This window comes from Kitasatospora sp. NBC_00240 (genome assembly GCF_026342405.1).
Lineage (GTDB): Bacteria > Actinomycetota > Actinomycetes > Streptomycetales > Streptomycetaceae > Kitasatospora.
Window position 1 is genome coordinate 1,523,320 of the sequence record NZ_JAPEMU010000001.1, and the last position, 22,603, is coordinate 1,545,922.

The window sequence follows — 22,603 nt, forward strand, 5'->3', positions numbered from 1 at the left end:
GGACCGGAGCGCACGGCGGCCGCCCCCAGCGCGCGGAGACCGCCGCACGCCCGCGCACGACCGGCCCTCCCGCGCAGCGCCCGGCGCAGGGGGCGCACGCGGCCGGGCGGACGACCACGACAGCACGCCCCGCCCGGGAACCGGTACGAGCCGTGCCCCGGCCGGGCGCTGACCCGGCCCCGGCCCCTGGCCGGCCCTGGCCACCGGGACCGACCCGGTGACCCGGTGCCGTGCCCGGCGGACCCTCCCGGCCCGCGCCCGCCGGGCGCTGACCCGGCCCCGGGGCCCGGGCCCCACGGGTCGCAGCGCGGCCGGCCCGTCAACGCTGCAGGTAGACCACGACGGAGACCACCAGTGCGCCGATGCCGGTCAGCGCGGCCAGCGACGGCAGCGGCCAGCGCGAGCGCTGCACCGCCTCCATCTCCTCGCGCAGGGTCGCGACCTCGTCCTCCAACTGGGCGATCCGGGTGGAGACCACGTCCAGACGGCCGTTGAGCCGGGCGAACCCGGTCTCCATGATGCCGCGGATGTGCTCCAGCTTGACCGCCACCTCCACCCCCAGACCCGGCTGACCGTCCGGGTCCCCGTGGTTCACGGCTGCTCCGGCGGCACGTCGTCCGGCGGTGGCGGGGCGGTCGGCAGCGCCTTCGGCGGTTCGGCGGTCCGCAGCCAGGGCGGTAGCGCGCGGTCGACGGCCGGCAGGGCCATCAGCCGGGTCAGCACGGTCGCGACGGTGAGGGCGACACCCACCCCGGGCAGCGCCCGGGACAGGCCGGCCGTGTCTATCAGCAGGGGCAGTCCGGCGGCCAGGGCCAGGGTGGACTGCAGCACCGTGCGGGCGGTGCGGCGAGCGGCGTCCGACATGCGGATTCTCCGTTCCGGTGGGGCGGGCGGGGGTACGCGGGCACGGCGGTGCCACGGCGCGGGGGGGGATTGACGACACGTCCGGCCGGAGCGCGGAGCGTCAGGGGCCGGCGGCAGACCGGCAGCCGCACCGGGCTCGGCCCGGCGCGGGCGACTGTGCTGGGAGGGACTGGGAACGTACGAGCGAAGCGGCGGGACCGGACCCGGCGGGTACGGGGCACTCGGACCGTCCGCGCCGAGGCGGTGGGGCCCGCCGTCCCCCTGTTGGTACCCCAACCATCGCCCGCCCAACACTCACGGACGCACACTCACCTCGACCGCCCCGCCGCGGCGGCGCCGCGACCGCCCCACGGGCCCGGGCTCCGGGGTGCCGCGAATACCGCTGGTGGGGGCCGGAACACCCCGGGCCGGCATCCACGATGACGACGCCGGCGGACGAAGCCTCAACGACGCGCCGCGCCGACCGGGTCGGCGCGGCCGAAGCCCTGGAGCAGGAGGGTGCCCGGCACCGACCGTGGGCGGCGGGGCCGTTCCTGGACGCGACCCCACCATCCACGGCCTGCGTGGACGACCCCGGCGGCGGCCCGGGTCCGCGAGACCGGGCCGTGGTCGGGCCGGCGCCGCCGACCCGCGCGGTCACGGCACCGGGCGCCCTGTGTCCCCTTCGGCGGCCCAGGGTTCCGCCTCGGTGGTCACGGGGGGACGGCTTCGGGCCGCGGCGTGCAGGCCGAGCGGCCACCGGCCCCGACGGAGACGTCCCGGCACCGCCGCCCACCGAATCCGCCGGCTCCTGCACCAACTCAGACACGGCCACGGCCACGGCCACAGCCACCTGGCCGGACAGCCCGCACTTCACCGGCCCGACGCCCTGCTCTCCCTGCGTACTTCGCGTCGGCCTTCCGGAGTGCGGGGCCGCGGCAGGCCGCGGTCAGGCGATGACGCAGAGCCCCAGGGAGTCGGTGCCGGCGGCCAGCCAGTCCTCGACGGCGGCGACGTGCACGGTGCTGGCGCTGGCGGCGAGCCCGGCGTCGCGGCTGACCAGGGCCCGCCAGATGGCCTCGTGTTCGCGGTGGGCCAGTTCGCGGGCGGGGGCGGTGGGGGCGCCGCCGGCCGAAGTCTGGGGAATGGTGCCACGGACGATGCGCAGACGCTGGGTGTGGGTGGAGAGAATACTCAGCAGGGTGGACAGCACGGGGTTGCCGACGGCGTCGGCGATGGTGCGGTGGAACTCGATGTCCAGCTCGATGAACTCCTCGATGCCGGCGGCCGAGGCGCTGCGGTCGAGGACGGCCCGCAGCGCCTGGAGGTCGGCGTCGGTGAGCAGGCCCGCAGCGAGTGCGGTGGCCTGGGGTTCCAGGAGGCGTCGTACCTGGAGGAGTTGGCGGGCGGTGTGACCGTGCGAGACATCGGCGGCGAACGCCATGGCTTCCAGGAGGAGGTGCGGCTCCAGACCGGAGACGTAAGTGCCGTCGCCTTGCTTGGGGACCAGGATGCGCATCGCGGTGAGTGCGCGGACGGCCTCGCGCAGGGAGTTGCGGGACAGGCCGAGCTGGTCGGCGAGGTCGGCCTCGTTGGGGAGGCGGGCACCGGGTTGCAGGACGCCGGAGACGATCATTTCCTTGATCTTCTCGATGGCTTCGTCGGTCACCGCCATGGTGCGGTCCCCTCCTGTGTGGCATGCGCGGGCAGGTGCGGTGGAGGCCTACGGGGGCAGCGGGTACCGAAGCGGCGCGGCCAGATCCCCGTCCGGACCGGCCGCGCCGCTCGGGCCGGCTACTCCTGCTTCTCGCCTGAGGCGAAGCGGGAGATGACCAGCGCGACGATGATGATCGCGCCGTTGAGGAACTGGTTCCACAGCGGCGGAACGCCCGCCAGGGTCATGACGTTGACCACGAGCTGGAGGGTGAGAACGCCGGTGAGGGCGCCGAAGAGGGTGCCGCGGCCGCCGTTGAGGCTGACGCCGCCGATGACGGTGGCGGCGAAGACCTGGAAGATCCAGCCGTTGCCCTGGTCGGCGGAGATGGAGCCGTAGTGACCGGTGTAGAGGACACCGGCGAAGGCGGCCAGCAGGCCGCCGAGGATCAGGACGATCCAGGTGATCCGGTCGACCCGGATGCCGGCGGCGCGGGCGGCCTCGGAGTTGCCGCCGATCGCGTAGAGGGCGCGGCCGTGGCGCAGCCAGGCGAGGGCGCTGCCGCCCGCGAGGAAGAGCAGGGCGCAGACCCAGATCGCGGCGGGGGCGCCGAGCCAGGTGCTCCGGCCGAGATAGGTGAAGGAGCCGGGCAGGTTGACGATCGACTGGCCTTGGGAGATGGCGACCTGGAGGCCACGGAGCAGGGTGAGCGCGCCGAGGGTGACGATGAAGCCGTTCAGGCGCAGCTTGAGGATGAGGAAGCCGTTGACCGCGCCGATGGCCGCGCCGACCAGAAGGCACAGCGGGACGGCCGTCCAGGAGGGGAGGAGTCCGAGGCCGTTGAAGCGCGCGCCGTGGTCGGGCAGGACCAGCCAGACGGCGATGACCGGGGCGACGCCGATCGTGGACTCCAGCGAAAGGTCCATCCGGCCGGCGATCAGGATCAGCGCCTCGGCCAGCACCAGCAGGCTCAGTTCGGTGGCCTGCTGGCCGACGCCCAGGAGGTTGTCGGAGGTGAGGAAGGCGGGCGAGACGGCGAAGCCGATGACGCACAGGACGAGCAGAACCGGGACGAGCGACAGGTCGCGGAAGCGGGCGAGCTGGAAGCGCCGCCCGGCGGGCACGCGGACGGCGGTGGCCGAGTGCGGGCGGACGTCAGTGGTGGGAGACATGGCTTTCCTTCGAGTCGGCCGGGCCGGACATGCCCTCCATGGCTGAGACCAGTTGTTCGTCGCTCCAGTTGTGGGCGAACTCGGCGACGACGCGGCCGTGGAACATGGCCAGGACGCGGTCGCAGACCCGCAGGTCGTCGAGTTCGTCGGACACGATCAGGGCGCTCTTCCCGGCGTCGGCAACCGCGCGGACGGTGCCGAGCAGGGATTCCTTCGACTTGACGTCGACGCCGTTGGTGGGCCGGATGGCGACCAGGACGTGCGGTTCGGTGGCCAGGGCCCGGGCGATGACGACCTTCTGCTGGTTGCCGCCGGACAGGGCGGACACCGGGGCGGTGGGCCCGGGCGTCTTGATGTCGAGTTCGGCGATCATCCGCTGGGCGAAGGCCCGGGTGCGCGAGGGCAGCACCGTGCCGAACGGACCGAGCTGGTCGGTCACGGTCAGGGTGGCGTTCTCGGCGACGCTGCGCTGCGGGACGAGGCCCTGGATGTGGCGGTCCTCGGGGACGAAGCCGATGCCTGCGGCGAGGGCGGCGGGGACTTTGCCGGTGCGCACCGGGCGGCCGTTGACGGTGATCGTGCCGCCCTGGGGGCGGTGCAGGCCGGCGATGGTCTCGCCGAGCTCGACGTTGCCACTGGCGGCGGCTCCGGCCAGGCCGACGACCTCGCCGGGGCGCGCGGTGAGCGCGACGTCCTGGTAGGCGCCGGCCAGGCTGAGCCCGGCGACCTCCAGCAGCGGCTTGCCGTCGGACAGTGCCCGGCCGGTCACCGACCAGGCGGGTTCGCCGCCGCGGGTGCTCTCGCCGGTCATCGCCTCCACCAGGGCCTGCTGGTCGAGGTCGGCGACAGGGGCGGTGACGATGTGCCGGGCGTCGCGGTAGACCGTGACGGTGGCGCAGAGGTCGTAGACCTCACGCAGGTGGTGGGAGATGAACAGGAACGCGACGCCCTGCCGCTGGAGCGAGCGCAGCTTGTCGAAGAGCTTCTCGATGCCGCGCGCGTCCAGCCTGGCGGTGGGCTCGTCCAGGATGATGAAGCGGGCGCCGAAGGACAGGGCCCGGGCGATCTCCACGAACTGCCGCTGCTCCACCGTCAGATCCCCGGCGCGCGCGGCCGGGTCGACGTCCACGCCGTACTCGGCGAGCAGCCCGGTGGCGCGCAGTCGCAGGTGCTTCCAGCTGATCGGGCGCAGCGCGCCGGCGCTCTGCCGGTCGAGGAAGAGATTCTCGGCGACGGTCAGTGCCGGGATGATGGTGGAGCGCTGGTAGACGCAGGCGACCTTGGAGCGCCAGGCGTCGGTGTCGCCGGGGGCCGGAGCGGGCTCGCCGCTGAAGCGCAGGGTTCCCGTGTCGGGGTTCTGCAGGCCGGTGAGGATCGAGACGAGGGTGGACTTGCCCGCGCCGTTGCGGCCGACCAGGGCGTGCGATTCGCCGGGGGCCACGGAGATACGGGCGTCGCTGAGGGCGACGGTGGCGCCGAAGCGCTTGCTGATCCCGTCGGCCTCGACGACGGGGCCCCGGACGGGGGTGGGGTCCGCCATGGCGGGGGGTGTCCTTTCCGAGGGTGGACTCGGGGGCGGCGGCCCGGTCAGGGGGTGCGGGCCGCCGCCCACGAGGCTCGTGGTGGTCACTTGCTGATGTTGTTGCCCCAGAGGGTCTTGTCGTCGACGTTGTCCTTGGTGACCAGGGGCGCGGGGAGCTGGTCCTCCAGGCCGTTGGGCAGCTGGATGATGACGGAGTCGTGGTCGGTGGGGCCGGGCTGGAAGGTCTTCCCCGCTGCGCCGGCCTGCGCGTAGAAGAGGGCGTACTTGGCGTACAGGTCGGCGGGCTGGGAGACGGTGGCGTCGATGTCGCCCTTGCGGATCGCGTCGAACTCCTGCGGGATGCCGTCGTTGGAGATGATGGCGATGTGTCCGGGCTGGCCGGCGGGCTTCAGCATGCCCTTCTGCTCGAGCAGGGCGAGGGTCGGCTGCAGGAAGACGCCGCCGGCCTGCATGTAGACGCCGCCGAGATCCGGGTTGGCGGCCAGGGTGGACTGGAGCTTGGCGGAGGCGACGTCGCCCTTCCAGTCGGTGGCCAGTTCGATCACCTGGACACCGGGGAACTTCTCCTTCATGCAGGCGGCGAAGGCCTCCGAGCGGTCGCGTCCGTTGATGGAGCTGAGCGCGCCCTGGAGCTCGGCGACCTTGCCCTTGCCGCCGAGCCGGCCGCCCAGGAACTCGCAGGCCTTGGTGCCGTACGCCTTGTTGTCGGCGCGCACCACCATGTAGACGTCGCCCTTGTCGGGGCGGGTGTCGACGCTGACGACCGGGATCTTCCTGGCGGACAGCTGGTCAAGGGTGGAGGCGATCGCGCCGGTGTCCTGCGGGGCCATGACGACGGCCTTGGCGCCGGTGTTCTGGAAGACCTGGGCGTTGGCCACCAGCTTGGTGACGTCGTTCTGCGAGTTGCTCACCGGCAGGGTGTTCAGGCTCTGGGCGGAGGCGTCCTGCTTGATGTACTGGGCGTAGGAGTTCCAGAAGTCGGAGTCCGCACGCGGCAGGTCGACGCCGATCGCCGGCTTGCCGCCGGAAGCGGACGAGTTCGAGTCGCTGCCGCGGTTGCAGGCCGTGGCGAACCCCGCCAGGACGACCACGGCGGCGGCGGTGGCCGCGATTCTGGAGGAGCGAAGCTTCATGGTGCTGATCTCCTTGGCTGGGATGAACCGGTGCCACTGCCGGGAACGGAGGGAGCCGGCACGGTCCGGCAGGTGTGAAGGCCGTGGGCGAAGCGGGAACCGGGCTCCGTGTCGGCCCTCGGTCCAAGGGGAGGCCGGTTCCCGCCGGTACCGGTTCGGGCCAGATGCCGTGGACTGCACTCCCCCGCAGTCATCGGATGGCTTGCGGTACCGAGGAGATTACGAGCCGGACACTTGGCTGACAAGAGGAAACCTCGGACGAATCTCAACCGTGACGTCCAGGTTTCCGTTCCGCGCCGCAGGGAGCTGGCACCCCCGTCCTGAACTGCCTCTATGAGCGGCGGACGTTGACAGCGACAACAAACGTCGGAGGACTCCTTGCGGTGATGCGACTGCCGCTCGTATGGTCAGGGCACTACGGATTCATCCGATGTGTTGGCCAGGGAATCTCAGTCTCTGGAGCGACGACAGGAGATCAGCCATGAAGCTACTGCGCATCGGGGCACCCGGAGAAGAGATTCCGGCAGTCCTCGACGACAACGGCGCCACCTTCGCTCTCACCGGCCTCACCGCCGACATCGACGGAGCGTTCCTTGCCTCCGGGGGGATCGAGCGAGTCGGGCGGGCCCTGGCCGAGGGGGGCCTGCCGACCATCGACACGGCCGGTCGGCGGACCGGCGCGCCCGTCGCCCGCCCGGGCAAGGTGGTGTGCATCGGCCTCAACTACCGTGACCACGCGCAGGAGACCGGGGCCGCCGTTCCCGAGCGGCCGGTGGTGTTCATGAAGGACCCGTCCACCGTGGTCGGCCCCTACGACCGGGTGCTGATCCCGCGCGGCTCGGTGAAGACGGACTGGGAGGTGGAGCTCGCCGTCGTGATCGGCCGCGAGGCCCGTTACCTGGCGAGCCCGGCCGAAGCCGCCGGCCACGTCGCCGGTTACGCGATCAGCAACGACGTCTCGGAGCGCGAGTTCCAACTCGAGTACTCGGCCCAGTGGGACCTGGGCAAGTCCTGCGAGACCTTCAACCCGCTCGGACCCTGGCTGGTGACCCCGGACGAAGCCGGTGACGTGCAGTCGCTGGGCCTGCACCTGACCGTCAACGGCGTCCGGCGCCAGGACGGCGACACCAAGAACATGATCTTCGATGTGCCGTACCTGATCTGGTACCTCAGCCAGTACATGGTGCTCAACCCCGGCGACGTCATCAACACCGGAACCCCGGCCGGCGTGGCCCTGGGGCTGCCCGGCACCCCCTACCTGCGCGCGGGCGACACCGTCGAGCTGTCCGTCGACGGCCTCGGCACCCAGCGCCAGACCTTCACAGACGCGTGAAAGGCACCGAGTTGTCCGCAACCACCGCGCGGATCACCGCCGTCGACACCTACGACGTCCGCTTCCCCACCTCACGGGAGCTGGACGGGTCCGACGCGATGAATCCCGACCCCGACTACTCCGCCGCCTACGTCATCCTGCGCACCTCGGCGGACGGCCACGAGGGCCACGGCTTCACCTTCACCATCGGCCGCGGCAACGACGTCCAGGTCGCCGCCGTCGACGCCCTGCGCCCGCACATCGTCGGACGTCCCGTCGCCGACCTGTGCGCCGACCCCGGCGCGCTGTACCGCGACCTGATCGGCGACAGCCAGCTGCGCTGGCTCGGCCCCGAGAAGGGCGTGATGCACATGGCCATCGGCGCCGTCGTCAACGCCGTCTGGGACCTGGCCGCCAAGCGTGCGGACAAGCCGCTGTGGCAGCTGCTGGCCGACGCGGACCCCGCCTGGCTCGTCTCCCAGATCGACTTCCGCTACATCTCCGACGCCCTCACCCCCGACGAGGCGCTGGAACTGCTGCGCAAGGGCAAGCAGGGTGCGGCCGACCGCGCGGCAGGCCTGCTGCGCCGCGGCTACCCCGCCTACACCACCTCGCCCGGCTGGCTCGGCTACAGCGACGAGAAGCTCACCCGCCTCGCCGAGCAGGCCGTCGCCGACGGCTTCACCCAGATCAAGCTGAAGGTCGGCGCCGACCTGGCGGACGACATCCGCCGCTGCCGCGCCGCCCGCGAAGCCGTCGGCCCGGACATCCGGATGGCCATCGACGCCAACCAGCGCTGGAACGTCGCCGAGGCGATCGAATGGACCAACGCGCTCGCCGAGTTCGACCCGTACTGGATCGAGGAGCCCACCAGCCCCGACGACATCCTCGGCCACGCCGCCGTCCGACGCGGCGTCCACCCCATCAAGGTCGCCACCGGCGAGCACGTGCAGAACCGGATCGTCTTCAAGCAACTGCTCCAGGCCGGCGCCATCGACGTCCTCCAGCTCGACTCGGCCCGTGTGGCCGGCGTCAACGAGAATCTCGCCATCCTGCTGCTGGCCGCCAAGTTCGGCGTCCCGGTCTGCCCGCACGCGGGTGGCGTGGGCCTGTGCGAGCTGGTCCAGCACCTGTCGATGTTCGACTACATCGCCGTGTCCGGCACGGTCGAGGACCGCGTCATCGAGTACGTCGACCACCTCCACCAGCACTTCCTCGACCCGGTGGTGATCAACGGTGGCCACTACCGGGCGCCCACCATGCCCGGATTCTCCGCCACCATGCACCAGGCCACCATCGACACGTACACCTACCCCGGCGGAGCGTTCTGGGCGGCCGACCTGGCCGGTGCGGACGCGGAGGAGCGCGCATGACGACCGACCTCGACGGGCTCACCGCCCTGGTCACCGGCGGCGCCTCCGGCATCGGCCTGGCCACCGCGCACCTGCTCAGTGAGCGCGGAGCGGACGTCGCCGTCCTCGACCTCGACCCGGGCGGCGTCCGCCTCCCGCTGCGCGGCTTCACCGCCGACGTCTCCGACGACCACTCCGTGCGCGCGGCCGTCTCCGCGGCGGCCGGCGCACTCGGCGGGATCGACATCCTGGTCAACAACGCCGGCATCGGCGCCGCCGGGACGGTGGAGGACAACCCGGACGAGCAGTGGCACCGGGTCCTGGACGTCAACGTGCTCGGCATCGTCCGCACCACCCGCGCCGCCCTTCCCCATCTGCGCCGCTCGGCCGCCGCCTCCGTGGTCAACACCTGCTCCATCGCCGCCACCGCGGGGCTTCCCGAACGCGCGCTGTACTCGGCGAGCAAGGGCGCCGTCCTCTCCCTCACCCTGGCGATGGCCGCCGACCACGTCCGCGAGGGCATCCGGGTCAACTGCGTCAACCCCGGCACCGTCGACACCCCCTGGGTCTCACGGCTGCTGGACGCAGCCGACGACCCGTCCGCCGAGCGGGCCGCCCTGAGCGGCCGCCAGCCGACCGGCCGGCTGGTGACCTCCGACGAGGTGGCCGCCGCGATCGCCTACCTCGCCTCCCCGGCGGCCGGCAGCACCACCGGCACCGCCCTGGCGGTCGACGGCGGCATGGCGGGCCTGCGCCTGCGCCCGGAGGTGAAGCGGTGACGCTGCCACGGCACGCGCTCGGACACAGTGCGGTCCGGGTCAGCGAGCTCGCCTTCGGCGCCGCCGGCATCGGCAACCTGTTCGCCCCGGTGAGCGACCCCCAGGCCGAGCAGGCCGTCGCCGCCGCCTGGGAGTCGGGCGTCCGGTACTTCGACACCGCCCCGCACTACGGGCTCGGCCTGTCCGAGCGCAGGCTCGGCGCAGCTCTGCGGGGCCTGCCGAGGGACGAGTACGTTCTGTCCACCAAGGTCGGCCGGCTGCTGGAGCCGGCCGACCTTGGCGGCGGGGACGACCTTGCCAGCGGCTTCGCCGTGCCCGCCACCCACCGCCGCGTCTGGGACTTCAGCGCCGAAGGAGTCCGCCGCTCCATCGAGGACAGCCTCGGTCGGCTCGGCCTCGACCGGATCGACATCGCCTACCTGCACGACCCCGACGAACACGCCGGCCAGGCCCTCGACCAGGCTTATCCGGAGCTGGAACGCCTGCGCGCCGAAGGCGTGCTCGGCGCGATCGGGGTCGGCATGAACCAGGCCGAACTCCCCGCCCGGTTCATCCGCGAGACCGACATCGACGCCGTGCTGCTGGCCGGCCGCTACAGCCTGCTCGACCAGCGCGGCCTCGACGAACTCCTGCCCCTCGCCGAGCGTCACGACGTCGGTGTCGTCATCGGCGGCGTCTTCAACTCCGGCCTGCTCGCCGACCCGCACCCGGGCGCCACCTTCGACTACCGCGCCGCGCCCAGCGACCTGCTGGCACGGGCGCTCGACCTCAAGACCGTCTGCGAACAGCACGGCGTTCCGCTGCGCGCCGCCGCCCTGCGCTTCCCGTTCGGACACCCGGCGGTGGCGAGCGTCCTGGTCGGCACCCGCAGCGCCGCCGAGGCCCGGGACGCCGCCGCGATGCTGCGGCGCCCCGTCCCGGCCACCCTGTGGAGCGTGCTCAAGGAACGCGGACTGCTGCCCACCGCCGTGCCGACCCCCCGGGAGGCGGACTGATGCGCATCGCCCTCTTCATCACCTGCTTCAACGACACTCTCTACCCCGACACCGGCCGGGCCGTGGTCACCGTCCTGGAGCGCCTCGGCCACACGGTGGAGTTCCCCCAGGAACAGACCTGCTGCGGGCAGATGCACTTCAACACCGGCTACCGCCCCGACGCCGTCCCCCTGGTCGCCCGCTTCGCGCGGACCTTCGCCGGATTCGACGCCGTGGTCACCCCCTCCGCCTCCTGCGCCGGCATGGTCCGCGAGAACCACCCCGTACTGGCCGCCCGGTACGGGCACGCCGGACTCCAGCGGCAGGTCGCCGACCTGGTGCCGCGGGTGTACGAGTTCACCGAGTTCCTCACCGACGTCCTCGGCGCCACCGACGTCGGCGCCCGCTTCCCGCATCGCGTCGCCTACCACCCCACCTGCCACTCCCTGCGCGGACTGCGCCTGGGCGACCGGCCGCTGCGGCTGCTGCGCGGGGTCCGGGACCTTGACCTGGTCGACCTCCCCGCGGCCGACTCCTGCTGCGGCTTCGGCGGCACCTTCGCCGTCAAGAACGCCGACACCTCGGCCGCCATGCTCGCCGACAAGGCGGACGGCGTCCTGGCCACCGGGGCCGAGGTACTGTGCGCCGCGGACAACTCGTGCCTGATGCACATCGGCGGAGGCCTGTCGCGGCAGGGCGCCGCCGTGCGGACCATGCACCTGGCCGAGATCCTCGCCGCCACGGAAGGGACCCCGTGATGACCGCCCGCGACCCCGCACCCGCCCCCGGCAGCCGCGGCGTGGTCTGGCTCGGCGCACCGTCCTTCCCCGACGCCGCCCGCATCGCCCTCGGCGACACCCGGCTGCGCGCCAACCTGAAGCGGGCCACCGCCACCATCCGCGACAAGCGGGTCGCCGTAGCCTCCGAGCTGGACGACTGGGAGGACCTGCGCGACGCCGCCGCCGCGATCAAGAACCGCACGGCACGCCATCTCGACCACTACCTCGTGCGCCTGGAGGAGTCCGTCACCGCGGCCGGCGGCACCGTGCACTGGGCCTGCGACGCCGCCGAGGCCAACCGCATCGTCACCGCGCTCGTCCAGGCCACCGGCGAGCGCGAGGTCGTGAAGGTCAAGTCGATGGCGACCCAGGAGATCGGCCTCAACGAACACCTGGCCGACGCCGGGATCACCGCCTACGAGACGGACCTCGCCGAGCTCATCGTCCAGCTCGGCGACGACCGTCCGTCCCACATCCTCGTCCCGGCGATCCACAAGAACCGCACCGAGATCCGCGACCTGTTCACCGCCGAGATGGGCCGCTGGGGGCAGCCCGCCCCGGAGAACCTCGGCGACGACCCCCGCGAACTCGCCGAGGCCGCCCGCCGTCACCTGCGGGAGAAGTTCCTCACCGCCAAGGTGGCCGTCTCCGGCGCCAACTTCGCCGTCGCCGACACCGGGACCGTCGTCGTGGTGGAGTCCGAGGGCAACGGGCGGATGTGCCTGACCCTGCCCGAGACCCTGATCACCGTCATGGGTATCGAGAAGGTGATCCCCACCTGGTCGGACCTGGAGGTCTTCCTGCAGTTGCTGCCCCGCTCCTCCACCGGCGAGCGGATGAACCCCTACACCTCCACCTGGACCGGCACCACCGACGGCGACGGCCCCACCGAGTTCCACCTGGTACTGCTCGACAACGGCCGCACCGACACCCTCGCCGACGAGGTCGGCCGCCAGGCCCTCGCCTGCATCCGCTGCTCGGCCTGCCTCAACGTCTGCCCCGTCTTCGAACGCACCGGCGGCCACGCCTACGGCTCCGTCTACCCCGGGCCGATCGGTGCCGTGCTCACCCCCCAGCTGGTCGGCATCGAGCAGGCCGCCTCGCTGCCGTTCGCCTCCACCCTGTGCGGCGCCTGCTACGACGCCTGCCCCGTGAAGATCAACATCCCGGAGGTGCTCGCCCACCTGCGGGCCGAGGCCGTCGAAGCCAAGCGCACGGCCAACCGCCTGCCCACAGCGGAGGCGGTGGCGATGAAGGCCGCCGGCAAGGTCCTCGACTCCCCGCGTCTGCTCGCCGCGGCGCAGAAGGCCGCCGCGCTCGGCGGCCGCGCGGTTGCCAGGGACGGACGGATCGGCCGGCTTCCCGGCCCGCTGCGCGGCTGGTCCGACACCCGCGACACGCCGGCGCCACCGGTCGAGTCCTTCCGCACCTGGTGGCGCAAGAACAAGGAGGGGGAACGATGAACAGCCGAGACGCCATCCTCGGGCGCATCCGCACCGCCCTCGCCGACGTCCCGGCCGGCGAGCAGCCGCACGACGTACCCGTGCCGAGGCACTACCGCCGGAGCCACGCGGAACCGGGCGAGGACACCGTCGCCCTGTTCGCCGAACGGGTCGCCGACTACCGCGCCACCGTCACCCGCACCGACCGGGCCGGCCTGAGCGCCGCCATCGCCGCAGCGCTCACTCTGCGCGGCGTCGAACAGCTGGCCCTGCCCGGTGGCTTCCCCGTCGAACTGCTGCCGGCCGGCCGGTGGCAGTGGCACACGGAACCACTCGACATCCCCGGCCTGGACGCTCTGGACGGCGCGCTCACCCTCGCCGCCGCGGGCATCGCCGTCACCGGCACCCTCGTGCTCGACACCGGCCCGGGCCAAGGCCGGCGCGCCCTGACCCTCGTCCCGGACTACCATCTGTGCGTCGTCCGTGCCGACCGGATCGCCGCCGACGTCCCCGAAGCCCTCGCCCGCCTCGACCCCACCCTGCCGCTGACCTTCGTCTCGGGGCCGTCCGCGACCAGCGACATCGAACTCGACCGGGTCGAGGGCGTACACGGCCCCCGCACCCTGGACGTCATCATCGTCGACCCCGCCCTTCCGGAGCAGCCATGAGGATCGCCCTGCACACCCGCGTCCGGGAGGACCGGATCGAGGAGTACGAGGCCGCCCACCGCGCGGTGCCGGCCGAACTGGCCGCCGCCATCGGGGCCGCCGGCGTCACCTCCTGGACCATCTGGCGCAGCGGCTGCGAGCTCTTCCATCTCCTGGAGTGCGAGGACTACGCCCGCCTGCTCGCAGAGCTGGAACACCTTCCGGTCAACATCACCTGGCAGGCCAGGATGGACGGACTCCTCGACGTCGTCCACGACTACTCCCAGGCGGGCGCCTCGGCGGGGCTTCCGGTGGTGTGGCAGCTGTGACCGACCGGCTGATCATCGACTCGCACCACCACCTCTGGGACCTCGCGGTGCGCCCGCAGCCATGGATCACCGGCGAGGCCCTCGCACCGCTGGCCCGCTCCTTCTCCGCCGCCGACCTCGCCCCCGAGGCGGGCGCGGCCGGCGTGGTCGGTACCGTCGCCGTCCAGACCGTCTGCCTTCCGGAGGAAACACCCGAGCTGTTGGCCCTCGCAGCCGGCAGTGACCTCGTCGCCGGGGTCGTCGGCTGGACCGACCTCACCGCGCCGGACGTCCGTGACGCCATCGCCGCGCTGCGTGGACAACCGGGCGGAAACCGGCTGGTGGGCATCCGGCACCAGGTCCAGGAAGAGCCCGACCCCGAGTGGCTGCTCCGTGCCGACGTACGCCGCGGGCTGCTCGCGGTGGCCGAGGCCGGCCTCGCCTACGATCTCGTCGTCCAGCCGCACCAGTTGCCCGCCGCCACGCTCGCCGCCGCCGGGCTCACGGGACTGACCTTCGTCCTCGACCACCTCGGCAAACCTCCGATCGCCACCGGCGCGCTCGAACCCTGGGCCGCCGACCTGCGCCGTCTCGCCGCCCTGCCCAACACCGTCTGCAAGCTCTCCGGCCTCGTCACCGAAGCCGCCCCCGGCACCTGGCGCACGCAGGACCTCAAGCCCTACGCCGACACGGTCCTCGATGCTTTCGGCCCGCGACGGCTGCTGTTCGGCTCCGACTGGCCGGTCTGCACGCTGGAGGCCGGCTACGGGGAGGTCGTCCGGATCGCCGACCACCTGACGGAGGGGCTGAGCCCCGCCGAGAAGCGGGCGCTCTTCCACCGCAACGCGATCCGCGTCTACGGACTGGAGGAGACCGAACAGGCCGCCGGTACGGCGCTGATGCCCGCCGCCGGAGCGCGCGAGGCCGCCCCCGCCGGCGGAGGGGGATGACACCTCCGAGCGAGCCAGGCGCGGGCTATGCTGAAGAGATCGGATCAATGAAGGGTGGAGCATTGCCAGTCACCGACGAGGCGATCGAGAAGATCAAGGCCATGATCGTCAGCGGTGAGCTCCGACCCGGCTCAAGGCTTCCCAAGGAGTCCGACCTCGCGGAGCGGCTCGGCCTGTCGCGCAACTCCCTGCGCGAGGCGGTGAAGGCACTCTCGATCATCCGGGTCCTGGACGTCCGCCAGGGCGACGGCACCTATGTGACCAGCCTGGAACCGAACCTGCTCCTGGACGCGCTGGCCTTCGTGGTCGACTTCCACCAGGACAACACCGTCCTGGAGTTCTTGGAGGTTCGCCGCATCATGGAGCCCGCTGCGGCGGCCATGGCCGCGCGCGCCATGTCCGACGAGGACATCGCCGCCCTGCGACAGGTGCTCGACAGTCTCAGCGACGACCCTTCCCTGGAAGAGCTGATCGACAACGATCTCGTGTTCCACCGGGGGATCGCCGCCGGCTCGGGCAACACCGTGCTCTGCTCGCTGATCGAGGGACTCTCCGGCCCGACCGCACGAGCCCGTATCTGGCGCGGGCTCACCGAGGAGGGCGCCGTCGAGCGGACCCGGCTGCAGCACCGCGCCATCTTCGAGGCCATCGCCGGCCGCAACCCCCAGCTCGCGCACGCGTGGGCGACCGTCCATGTGGCAGGGGTCGAGCAGTGGCTGCGCAACACCCTCGGGGCCGCTGGGCCCCTGCCGGCCGACGGTTTCCAGAGCCGCTGGACCACCGCCGCTCCGTGAGCAGGATCGGCAGCACCGGGACGACGCCGACCCGGGCGACAGAGCTCGGTGAGCTCGCTGCCGCCGAACCCGACCGCCGCCCTCGGCCCACCGACCTGGTGGTCCTCGCCGAGGACGGGTGCGGCGCGGGGGCCGAGGGCCGCGGAGGGCCACGGCACTCGACCGCCGTCGCTGCCGCACGTCGGTCAGCAGACTCACGGCATGCGGTGGGTACCGCGGTCAGCGCCAGGTGGCTTCGCGCTGCGGGTTCCAGGTCGATGCGGTCAGGCCGGGGGTGGTGCCGGACGGCGGTGTGACGCCGTGGATCGCGGCGTCCCAGGCGGAGACTTGCAGGATCAGGTCGGCGCGTGCGGCGTCGTCGAGGTACTTCAGGTCGATCGTCCAGGTTTCACCGTGGTAGAGGTCGTTGGTGATCGGTGTTCCCGCACCGATCAGTGCCGCTTCGCCGCCTCGGTAGTCGAGCACCAGGCGGGCCTCGGCCAGACCGGCGACCGCCGTGGCGTTGCTGGTGATGCGCCACCGGCCCGAGCCGAGCGACGTGATCTGCGGAGCGGCCGGGGCGGCCGCGAGCTGGTAGGTGTAGCGAGTGAAGGGCCTGGCGGCCTGGGCCCCCTTCCATCCGGTGGCCGGTGCCAGGCCGGCCGCGGGGAAGATGTCGGCAGTGATCTTGCTGCCTGCCGCGGCGCTGAAGCGGACGGTCGGCCTGACTCCGGTCAGGTTGGCCGTGCCGGTGAGCACCAGGCGGTCGCGGCCGTTGAGCGGGGTGACCACCGCCCCCAGCGACTCGGTCTCGGTCAGCACGATGATCCTGGCGGACGGGGTCGTGGCACCGGCCTTGCGCACGAGCAGCGAGGTGCGCTGCCCGGCCGGCAGGGTCGCGATGCGTTCGGAGCCGGTCACCGTCTGGGTGACACTGCCCAGTTCGCTCGTGACCACGGTGGCGCTGTCGAAGGCGAGCGCGCGGTCCGTCCAGTCCGGGGCCCAGTAGACCCAGGTGGGGACGTCGTCACCGGCGAGCTTCGCCAGCGGTTCGACGGTGGCCCAGCGCAGGTCGACGCCGTTCAGGTCGGTCATGACGGGGAACACGTTGCAGCGGTCCGCCGGCATGGTCAGCGGAGCGGCGGGCAGGGTGACGGTGCCGCCGGCCGTGCTGACACGGATCTGGACGTCGGACCGGGTGGGCAGGGCCACGTTGCGCTGGGTGTTGTTGACGAAGGCGAAGCCGCGTCCGGCGGCGTCGAAGCGGCCGATGTAGCGCAGCCGGCGGGTCTGCGTGGGGTCGAGGATCTGTCCGGGATCACGGCTGATCCGCGTCCTGACCAGTTCGGCGGCGCAGGTGGTGACGAAGGTGTGCAGGCGCCGGTAGTGCCGGTAGGAGTCCCTGGTGTGCCCGAACTCGCCCAGCGGGGCCTGGAAGTCGTAGGTGAGCGGCCAGTTCCCGTTCAGGCCCGGCATCTGGGTGCCACCGTGGAACATGTAGTAGCCCAGGTAGTTCGCGCCGCGCCCGACGCTGTCGTAGGCGTGCGCCGCCACGTACCTGCGCTCGACGAGGAAGCGGTCGTTGCCGCGCATCGGACTGCCCGTGCCGAGCTCGCAGAACCCGCGCGGGTAGTCGAGCGTGTCGTAGGTCGCTCCGCCGATGTCGGTGTTCGCGGTCCACTCGTCGGTGCCGTAGATGAACCCGGACGTGGGATAGTCACCCGCTCCGGACTCCCAGCCGTGGTAGGTGTAGGCACCCTGGAGGGGGATCGCGGTGTCCTTGTCGAACCGGGAGTTGGCGGTGACCGTGTAGTACGGCACCACCATCCCGTGGGCGGTGCACATCTGCCGCAGGGTGGTGATGTGCGCGGGGTCGCCGGAGGCGAACTCGTTCTCCAGCTGGATGCCCACGATCGGCCCGCCGTCCTTGACCCACATTCCGCTGAGCTGGGCGGCGATCTGGGCGAAGTAGGCGTCGACCTTGGCCAGGTAGCCGGCGTCGTCGGAGCGTGCCCCGGACAGCGCGAAGGCGGGGATCCCGCCGTCGGTGGCCTCGGCGTTGACGTACGGTCCCACCCGCAGCCAGACCAGCAGTCCCTGCCGCTGCGCGGCGGCCACGAAGGCCCGCAGGTCCTTGCGTCCCGTCCAGTCGAAGGTGCCCTCGGTCTGCTCGATGTGGTTCCAGAACACGTAGGTGGCCACGGTGTCCAGGCCCGCGGCGCGCATCTTGCCCAGCTCGCGCTCCCAGCGGCCGGCCGGATGGCGGACGGAGTGGAACTCACCGCTCACCGGGTACCAGGGTTTCCCGTCGCGGGACCAGCCGTTGCGAGTGACGCCGTAGGCGGTGCCGCCCGCGACGCCGCCGGCGTTGGCCAGGGGCGTGTCGGGCCGCGCCTCGACGGCCGTGGCGTCCAGCCGGTACGGCTTCACCGCGAGCGTCCACAACTGGTCGGGGCCGCCGGTGTCGGAGCGGATCTCCATCGCGGCTCCGGGGGTGGTGGAGGAGCCCACGGCCGACAGCAGTTTGCCGCTGGCCCGGCCGACGATCTTCACCCGGCCCTGCCCGGCGTCGACCAGCTGCCACTGCTGGTTGGTGGCGCCGGTGGCGGGCCACTGGACCACCCGGGCACCGTCGGAGGTCTGGCCGCCGGTCACGTCGAGCACCTTGCCCGACCCCATCGACATGATCGTCACCCAGCCGTCGGCCCCCTGGACGAGGACCCACTCCTGGTTGACGGCGCCGGTCGCCGTCCACTGGATGATCTCCGCACCATCACTGCCGGAGCCGCCGTAGACATCGAGCAGGTAGCCGCTGTTGGTGTTCGTGAGGTTCACCGGCACTCCCGTACCGTTGGTCGCCGCGTAGGCCCGCGAAGGCCAGGCCAGACCGCCGAGTGCGGGACCGGCGGCGAGCGCCACCGCCCCCGCGCCCAGCAGCCGGATCACGCTGCGCCGCGGGACACCGGCGGGCCCGTTGCTCGTCTTGCTGTTCATGTCGACTCCTGGGTGCTGGGTGCTGGGTGCTGGGGTATTGGGGTGTACTGGGGTACTGGGTGCTGTTCGCGTACGTGGTGGACACGCCATGTCTGCTGTCCCGGCTCCCGACGGCTGCCCGACCGGGGCAGATCCCGTGCCGACCCCTCAGGGGGCCAAGGAGTCCGTTATGTGGCAGACCAAGGCGGCAGGGCGCTGCCGACCGTGAATGCGTCGTCCTCGGGGAAGACGTGCGCCCTTCAGGGGAATCTGCGCGGGGCAGGACCTGCATGCGGCACGGTGGCGCCGTCGTCAGGGGTCGCGCAGGAGGATCGGCGCGATGGCGGCGAGGAGCACGATCGCCAGGAGAGATCCGAGCACCCGATTGCGGAGTTCACGAAGGTGACCGGCGAAGGGCATGTTGCCTCGGGGCGTCCGGGGGCGCTTGGGAAGAGCTGTTCAACCTCCGTCCTCCAGTTCGCTCTTCGGGAACGGATGTCACGGGTCGACCAACGGTGCCCGGCACTGACACCCCACGGGATCCCGCGGAGCCCGCGGGCACGGCCGGGGTCAGGGTGCGTCGGCGGATCGACTGTTCTCGCGGAGCGCGGTGATGTTCGAGGCCGTCACGGGGGCCGGCCGCGGTCGCCCGGCGGGCGGGGCGGGCGCATCCTCCGCAACCGAACCCTCGGCGGGTACGTCGTCCTCGCGCAGGGCCTTCGTCTCCGCCTTCAGAATGCGCATCGACTTGCCCAGACCGCGGGCCATCTCAGGCAGCTTCTTCGAGCCGAAGAGCAGAATGATGACAGCGAGCACCACCAACAGGTGCCAGGGTTCCAGACCGTTTCGCAGCATATGCTTCCACGCTTCCTTCCATGCATTTCGCGGGTACGGGGAATTCCCCGGGCAGTCGGGCCGCGGGTCCGCGCTTGGGTCGACGCCGAGCCGACGAGCCGACGAGCCGACGGCGATGGTCGTCGGCACCGGTGGGGACCGTCCCCGGCGACCGCGTCGGGCGGGCACCGGGGACAGCCGTAGGGAGCGGATGTTTCAGGCGCACGACGCCGTGTGGGCGACGAGGCGCAGGGCACTCACGTCCTCGCCGGCCTACCTGTTGACGCGGCGCCATTGCTGCTGGGTGCTGCCGTCGGGGGTCTGCTGTTCGAGGGTGGCGCCGTCGGAGGCGGACCGGTCGGTGATGCCGAGCACCTTGCCGCTGCGGGCACAGGTGAGGGTGACGTAGCCGTCGCCGGTGTCGGTCACCTTCCAGTGCTGGTTGTCCGCGTAGGTCGGGTTCCACTGGACCAGTCTCGCGCCGTCGGCGGTGCCGCCGCCGCTGACGTCCCAGGACAGGGCGGTGCCGCCGTGGGTGGTGCGGATCTCGTGGAGGCCGCCACCCACCGGGATGAAGCGGAACTGCTGGTTGGGCGCTTCGCTCGGCGTGTACTGGATGAGCTCGGTGCCGGGGCCGGTGGAGGCGCCGGGGACGTCGACGGCCTTTCCGCTGAGGCGGTTGACCAGCTGGAACACGGTGTACCGGGCAGGCGGCGTGACGGTGACCGACCCGCTGGAGGGGATGGTGACCGGCTGGCTCCAGTCGCCGAAGACGACGGTGGTCGACCGTCCCGCCGGGCCCCGGAGGGTGGCGCTCGTGACCTGTCCGGACGACCAGCCGAGGTCGACGGTGAGACCGCCTCGTACGCCGATGCCGGTGACCGATCCGGAGGCGGCCCACGCGTCGGGCAGGGCGGGCAGGAGCTCGACGCGTCCGGGGCGGGACTGCACCAGCATGTCGAGCATCGCGACGGGCGTGCCGAAGTTGGCGTCGATCTGGAAGACCGTCCGGCCGCCGAGGCTGTACATGTCGAAAAGGTTGACGGCGGAGCCGTTGGCGGCGCCGACGGAGGGCTTCAGCACGTTCATGACGCACAGGTACGCCTTGTCGGCGTGCTTGAGGTGGGCCCAGCAGAGCGCTCGCCATGCGGTGGCCCAGCCGAAGCTCTCCGTCCCGCGTGCTTCGAGGAGCTTGGTGGCGCCGGCGACGAGGGCGGCGGGCGACTCCTGGAGGTTGACGCGATCGCCGGGGAACATCCCGATGAGCGGGGAGAGGTGGCGGTGGGCGGACTCGCCGAGATTGCCGTCGCTCATCCATTCCTCCAGCCAGCCGCTGCTGGCGCTGACCTCGGGCAGGTAGAGCTTGTTCTGGAGCTGGGCGACGGTGGAAGCGTAGGAGGCGTCCTTGCCGAGCTTCGCCGCCGCGGCCCGGTAGTTCTTGAACAACTGCCAGACCAGCTCCTGGGCGTAGGTGATGCCCCGGGCGTCTTCGGGACCGTGCTCCGGCGACCAGTCGTGGTCGTCGACCAGGACCTGGCGGGCTGTCCCGGTCGCGGGGTCGGTCACGGTCGTCGTGATCAGCCGTGCCTGCCAGAACTGGCAGGCGCCCTTGAGCAGCGGGTAGATCTTGGCGAGGTGGGCGGTGTCCTGGGTGTACTCGTAGTGCTCGTACAGCGAGTTGCACATCCAGGCGTTGCCGGCCGGGTGCCACCACCAACCGTTGCCGCCCCAGACGTTGGTGGAGATGGCCAGGGTCCAGCCCGCCACCTTGCCCGAGGTGTTGCGGAACCGGTTGCGGGAGTCCTGGAAGAGGTTCGTCGTCCTGGCCTGCCAGCCGGGCAGCTGCGCGACGCAGTAGTCGGTGAACGCGTCGAAGCACTCCGGAAGGCCCGCCCGGTCGGGCAGCCAGTAGTTCATCTGGACGTTGATGTCGGTGTGGTAGTCGCTCATCCAGTCGGGAGTGTTGCTGTCGATCCACAGCCCCTGCAGATTGGTCGGGAGGCTGCCCCGGGAGCCGGTGATCGTCAGATAGCGGCCGAACTGAAGGTAGGCGGCCTCCAGCTCCGGGTCGGACGCGGACCCGGCGGCGCGCGCCGCCAGCCGGGAAGGGGTGTCCAGCGCTCGCTGCGCGTCGGTGGAGACTCCCAGGTTCACCGACATCCGCTGCTGCAGCCGTTGGAAGTCGGCGACGTGCGTCGCCAGCAGCGCCGTGCCGCTCGCCGCCGCCGCGGCCGTCGCCCTGCTGCGGGCCGCGGTCAGCGGAACCAGCGTGGCGTTCTTGTAGGCGACGGAGGAGTCGGCCTTGTAGTTGGTGCCGCCGGAGAGGATCAGCACCACCTCGGTGCAGCCCGTGAACGTCACCTTCGACCCGGTCGCCGAGACGCTGCCGCCCGTACCGACCGCCTTGGCCAGGGCTGCGTACTTCAGCGTGTTGGGCAGTACCGCCGCGAACGAGGCCTCCGCCGCGCCGGCGTTGGACGTCACCGTCTCGCCACGCGTACCGGCGAGCGTCAACGAGCCCGTGTAGGAGCCGCCGCCGCTCTGCGACAGGCGCACGACGAGGACGTCGTCGGGGAAGCTGGAGAACACCTCGCGCCGGTACGTCACGCCACCCAGCTGGTAGGAGGCGGTGGCCAGGCCGTTGCTCAGGTCGAGCGAGCGGCGGTAGCCGCTGATCGCGGAGCCGGTGTGGGCGGGGATCTCCAGGAAGGCCTTGGCCAGCATGCCGAAGGTGCCGAAGTCGTCCGTGCCGTAGGCGAACTGTCCGTCGGCCTGGAGCGTGGCGTTGGCGGTCCCCGTCCACAACGTCGCGTCCGTGAGGACGAGCACGTCCCGGGACGGGTCGCCGGACACCAGGGCCCCGAGCCGCCCGTTGCCGACGGGCAGGCCCTCCTGCATGATCGTGCTCTCCTGGCCCGGGGAGGGGTACCAGAGCGACAACGCCGCGCTTTCCGGCACGAGCGACAGCGTGGCCGGCCGGGTGACGGCTGCGGCGGATGTGGTGAACTCGGGCAGCGCCGACATCGCGAACAACGTCCCGAGAGCGGCGGCCGCTCTCAGAACACCACGGCGGGAGACCTCGGGCCCGCCGCCGACCGCCGGCCGTTGAGGGGTGGAATCGGACATCATGGTGCT

At 72.0% G+C, this 22,603-nt stretch carries 19 protein-coding genes; 10 read left to right on the plus strand and 9 right to left on the minus strand.

Annotated elements, in window-relative coordinates; all coding sequences use genetic code 11:
- Positions 1 to 319 precede the first annotated feature (319 nt).
- The 6 genes from OG689_RS06255 to OG689_RS06280 all read right to left on the minus strand — a co-directional run bounded on the left by OG689_RS06255 (position 320) and on the right by OG689_RS06280 (position 6,345).
- Positions 320 to 595 carry a hypothetical protein gene (locus tag OG689_RS06255; RefSeq protein ID WP_266318455.1) on the minus strand — a complete coding sequence of 92 codons (276 nt, stop codon included), beginning with the start codon at positions 593 to 595 and terminating at the stop codon, positions 320 to 322.
- Positions 592 to 864: a hypothetical protein gene (locus OG689_RS06260; protein ID WP_266318457.1), complete on the minus strand. Its 273-nt coding sequence runs from the start codon at positions 862 to 864 to the stop codon at positions 592 to 594. Before OG689_RS06260 ends, OG689_RS06255 begins: the two co-directional genes overlap by 4 nt.
- A gap of 928 nt (positions 865 to 1,792) precedes the next feature.
- A complete protein-coding gene (locus OG689_RS06265; protein ID WP_266318458.1) occupies positions 1,793 to 2,518 on the minus strand; it encodes a FadR/GntR family transcriptional regulator in 726 nt (241 codons plus the stop codon).
- Positions 2,519 to 2,637: 119 nt separating this feature from the next.
- The gene (locus OG689_RS06270) at positions 2,638 to 3,669 is read right to left on the minus strand and encodes an ABC transporter permease (protein ID WP_266318459.1); all 1,032 of its coding nucleotides are present in this window, start codon (positions 3,667 to 3,669) and stop codon (positions 2,638 to 2,640) included.
- Positions 3,653 to 5,209, minus strand: coding sequence for a sugar ABC transporter ATP-binding protein (locus tag OG689_RS06275; protein WP_266318461.1), 1,557 nt, complete (start codon positions 5,207 to 5,209; stop codon positions 3,653 to 3,655). Before OG689_RS06275 ends, OG689_RS06270 begins: the two co-directional genes overlap by 17 nt.
- A gap of 86 nt (positions 5,210 to 5,295) precedes the next feature.
- Positions 5,296 to 6,345: a sugar ABC transporter substrate-binding protein gene (locus OG689_RS06280; RefSeq protein ID WP_266318463.1), complete on the minus strand. Its 1,050-nt coding sequence runs from the start codon at positions 6,343 to 6,345 to the stop codon at positions 5,296 to 5,298.
- Positions 6,346 to 6,826: 481 nt separating this feature from the next.
- Between OG689_RS06280 and OG689_RS06285 the strand changes: the two genes are divergently transcribed.
- From OG689_RS06285 to OG689_RS06330, 10 genes are all read left to right on the plus strand, one after another.
- Positions 6,827 to 7,678, plus strand: coding sequence for a fumarylacetoacetate hydrolase family protein (locus OG689_RS06285; protein ID WP_266318464.1), 852 nt, complete (start codon positions 6,827 to 6,829; stop codon positions 7,676 to 7,678).
- An 11-nt stretch (positions 7,679 to 7,689) separates the two neighbouring features.
- The gene (locus tag OG689_RS06290; protein WP_266318466.1) at positions 7,690 to 9,030 is read left to right on the plus strand and encodes an L-fuconate dehydratase; all 1,341 of its coding nucleotides are present in this window, start codon (positions 7,690 to 7,692) and stop codon (positions 9,028 to 9,030) included.
- Complete coding sequence (locus OG689_RS06295; RefSeq protein ID WP_266318468.1) at positions 9,027 to 9,788, plus strand: SDR family oxidoreductase; 762 nt, start codon at positions 9,027 to 9,029, stop codon at positions 9,786 to 9,788. Before OG689_RS06290 ends, OG689_RS06295 begins: the two co-directional genes overlap by 4 nt.
- A gap of 2 nt (positions 9,789 to 9,790) precedes the next feature.
- On the plus strand, positions 9,791 to 10,783 hold the full coding sequence (locus OG689_RS06300) for an aldo/keto reductase (protein ID WP_266326901.1): 993 nt from the start codon (positions 9,791 to 9,793) through the stop codon (positions 10,781 to 10,783).
- The gene (locus tag OG689_RS06305; RefSeq protein WP_266318470.1) at positions 10,783 to 11,520 is read left to right on the plus strand and encodes a (Fe-S)-binding protein; all 738 of its coding nucleotides are present in this window, start codon (positions 10,783 to 10,785) and stop codon (positions 11,518 to 11,520) included. Before OG689_RS06300 ends, OG689_RS06305 begins: the two co-directional genes overlap by 1 nt.
- On the plus strand, positions 11,520 to 13,004 hold the full coding sequence (locus tag OG689_RS06310) for a LutB/LldF family L-lactate oxidation iron-sulfur protein (protein ID WP_266318472.1): 1,485 nt from the start codon (positions 11,520 to 11,522) through the stop codon (positions 13,002 to 13,004). Before OG689_RS06305 ends, OG689_RS06310 begins: the two co-directional genes overlap by 1 nt.
- Positions 13,001 to 13,651: an LUD domain-containing protein gene (locus tag OG689_RS06315; RefSeq protein ID WP_266318473.1), complete on the plus strand. Its 651-nt coding sequence runs from the start codon at positions 13,001 to 13,003 to the stop codon at positions 13,649 to 13,651. Before OG689_RS06310 ends, OG689_RS06315 begins: the two co-directional genes overlap by 4 nt.
- Positions 13,648 to 13,959, plus strand: a complete 312-nt coding sequence (locus OG689_RS06320) for an L-rhamnose mutarotase (RefSeq protein ID WP_266318475.1) — start codon at positions 13,648 to 13,650, stop codon at positions 13,957 to 13,959. The genes OG689_RS06315 and OG689_RS06320 overlap by 4 nt, the downstream gene beginning before the upstream one ends.
- On the plus strand, positions 13,956 to 14,888 hold the full coding sequence (locus OG689_RS06325) for an amidohydrolase family protein (RefSeq protein WP_266318476.1): 933 nt from the start codon (positions 13,956 to 13,958) through the stop codon (positions 14,886 to 14,888). The genes OG689_RS06320 and OG689_RS06325 overlap by 4 nt, the downstream gene beginning before the upstream one ends.
- 62 nt (positions 14,889 to 14,950) lie before the next feature.
- Positions 14,951 to 15,682: a FadR/GntR family transcriptional regulator gene (locus OG689_RS06330; protein WP_266318477.1), complete on the plus strand. Its 732-nt coding sequence runs from the start codon at positions 14,951 to 14,953 to the stop codon at positions 15,680 to 15,682.
- A 219-nt stretch (positions 15,683 to 15,901) separates the two neighbouring features.
- Here the strand turns inward: OG689_RS06330 and OG689_RS06335 are convergent, their stop codons facing one another.
- The 3 genes from OG689_RS06335 to OG689_RS06350 all read right to left on the minus strand — a co-directional run bounded on the left by OG689_RS06335 (position 15,902) and on the right by OG689_RS06350 (position 22,597).
- Complete coding sequence (locus OG689_RS06335) at positions 15,902 to 18,655, minus strand: beta-galactosidase (RefSeq protein WP_266318478.1); 2,754 nt, start codon at positions 18,653 to 18,655, stop codon at positions 15,902 to 15,904.
- Positions 18,656 to 19,204: 549 nt separating this feature from the next.
- A complete protein-coding gene (gene tatA, locus OG689_RS06340) occupies positions 19,205 to 19,489 on the minus strand; it encodes a Sec-independent protein translocase subunit TatA (protein ID WP_266326903.1) in 285 nt (94 codons plus the stop codon).
- Between the two features lie 252 nt (positions 19,490 to 19,741).
- Positions 19,742 to 22,597, minus strand: coding sequence for a glycoside hydrolase N-terminal domain-containing protein (locus tag OG689_RS06350; protein WP_323189256.1), 2,856 nt, complete (start codon positions 22,595 to 22,597; stop codon positions 19,742 to 19,744).
- Positions 22,598 to 22,603 lie beyond the last annotated feature (6 nt).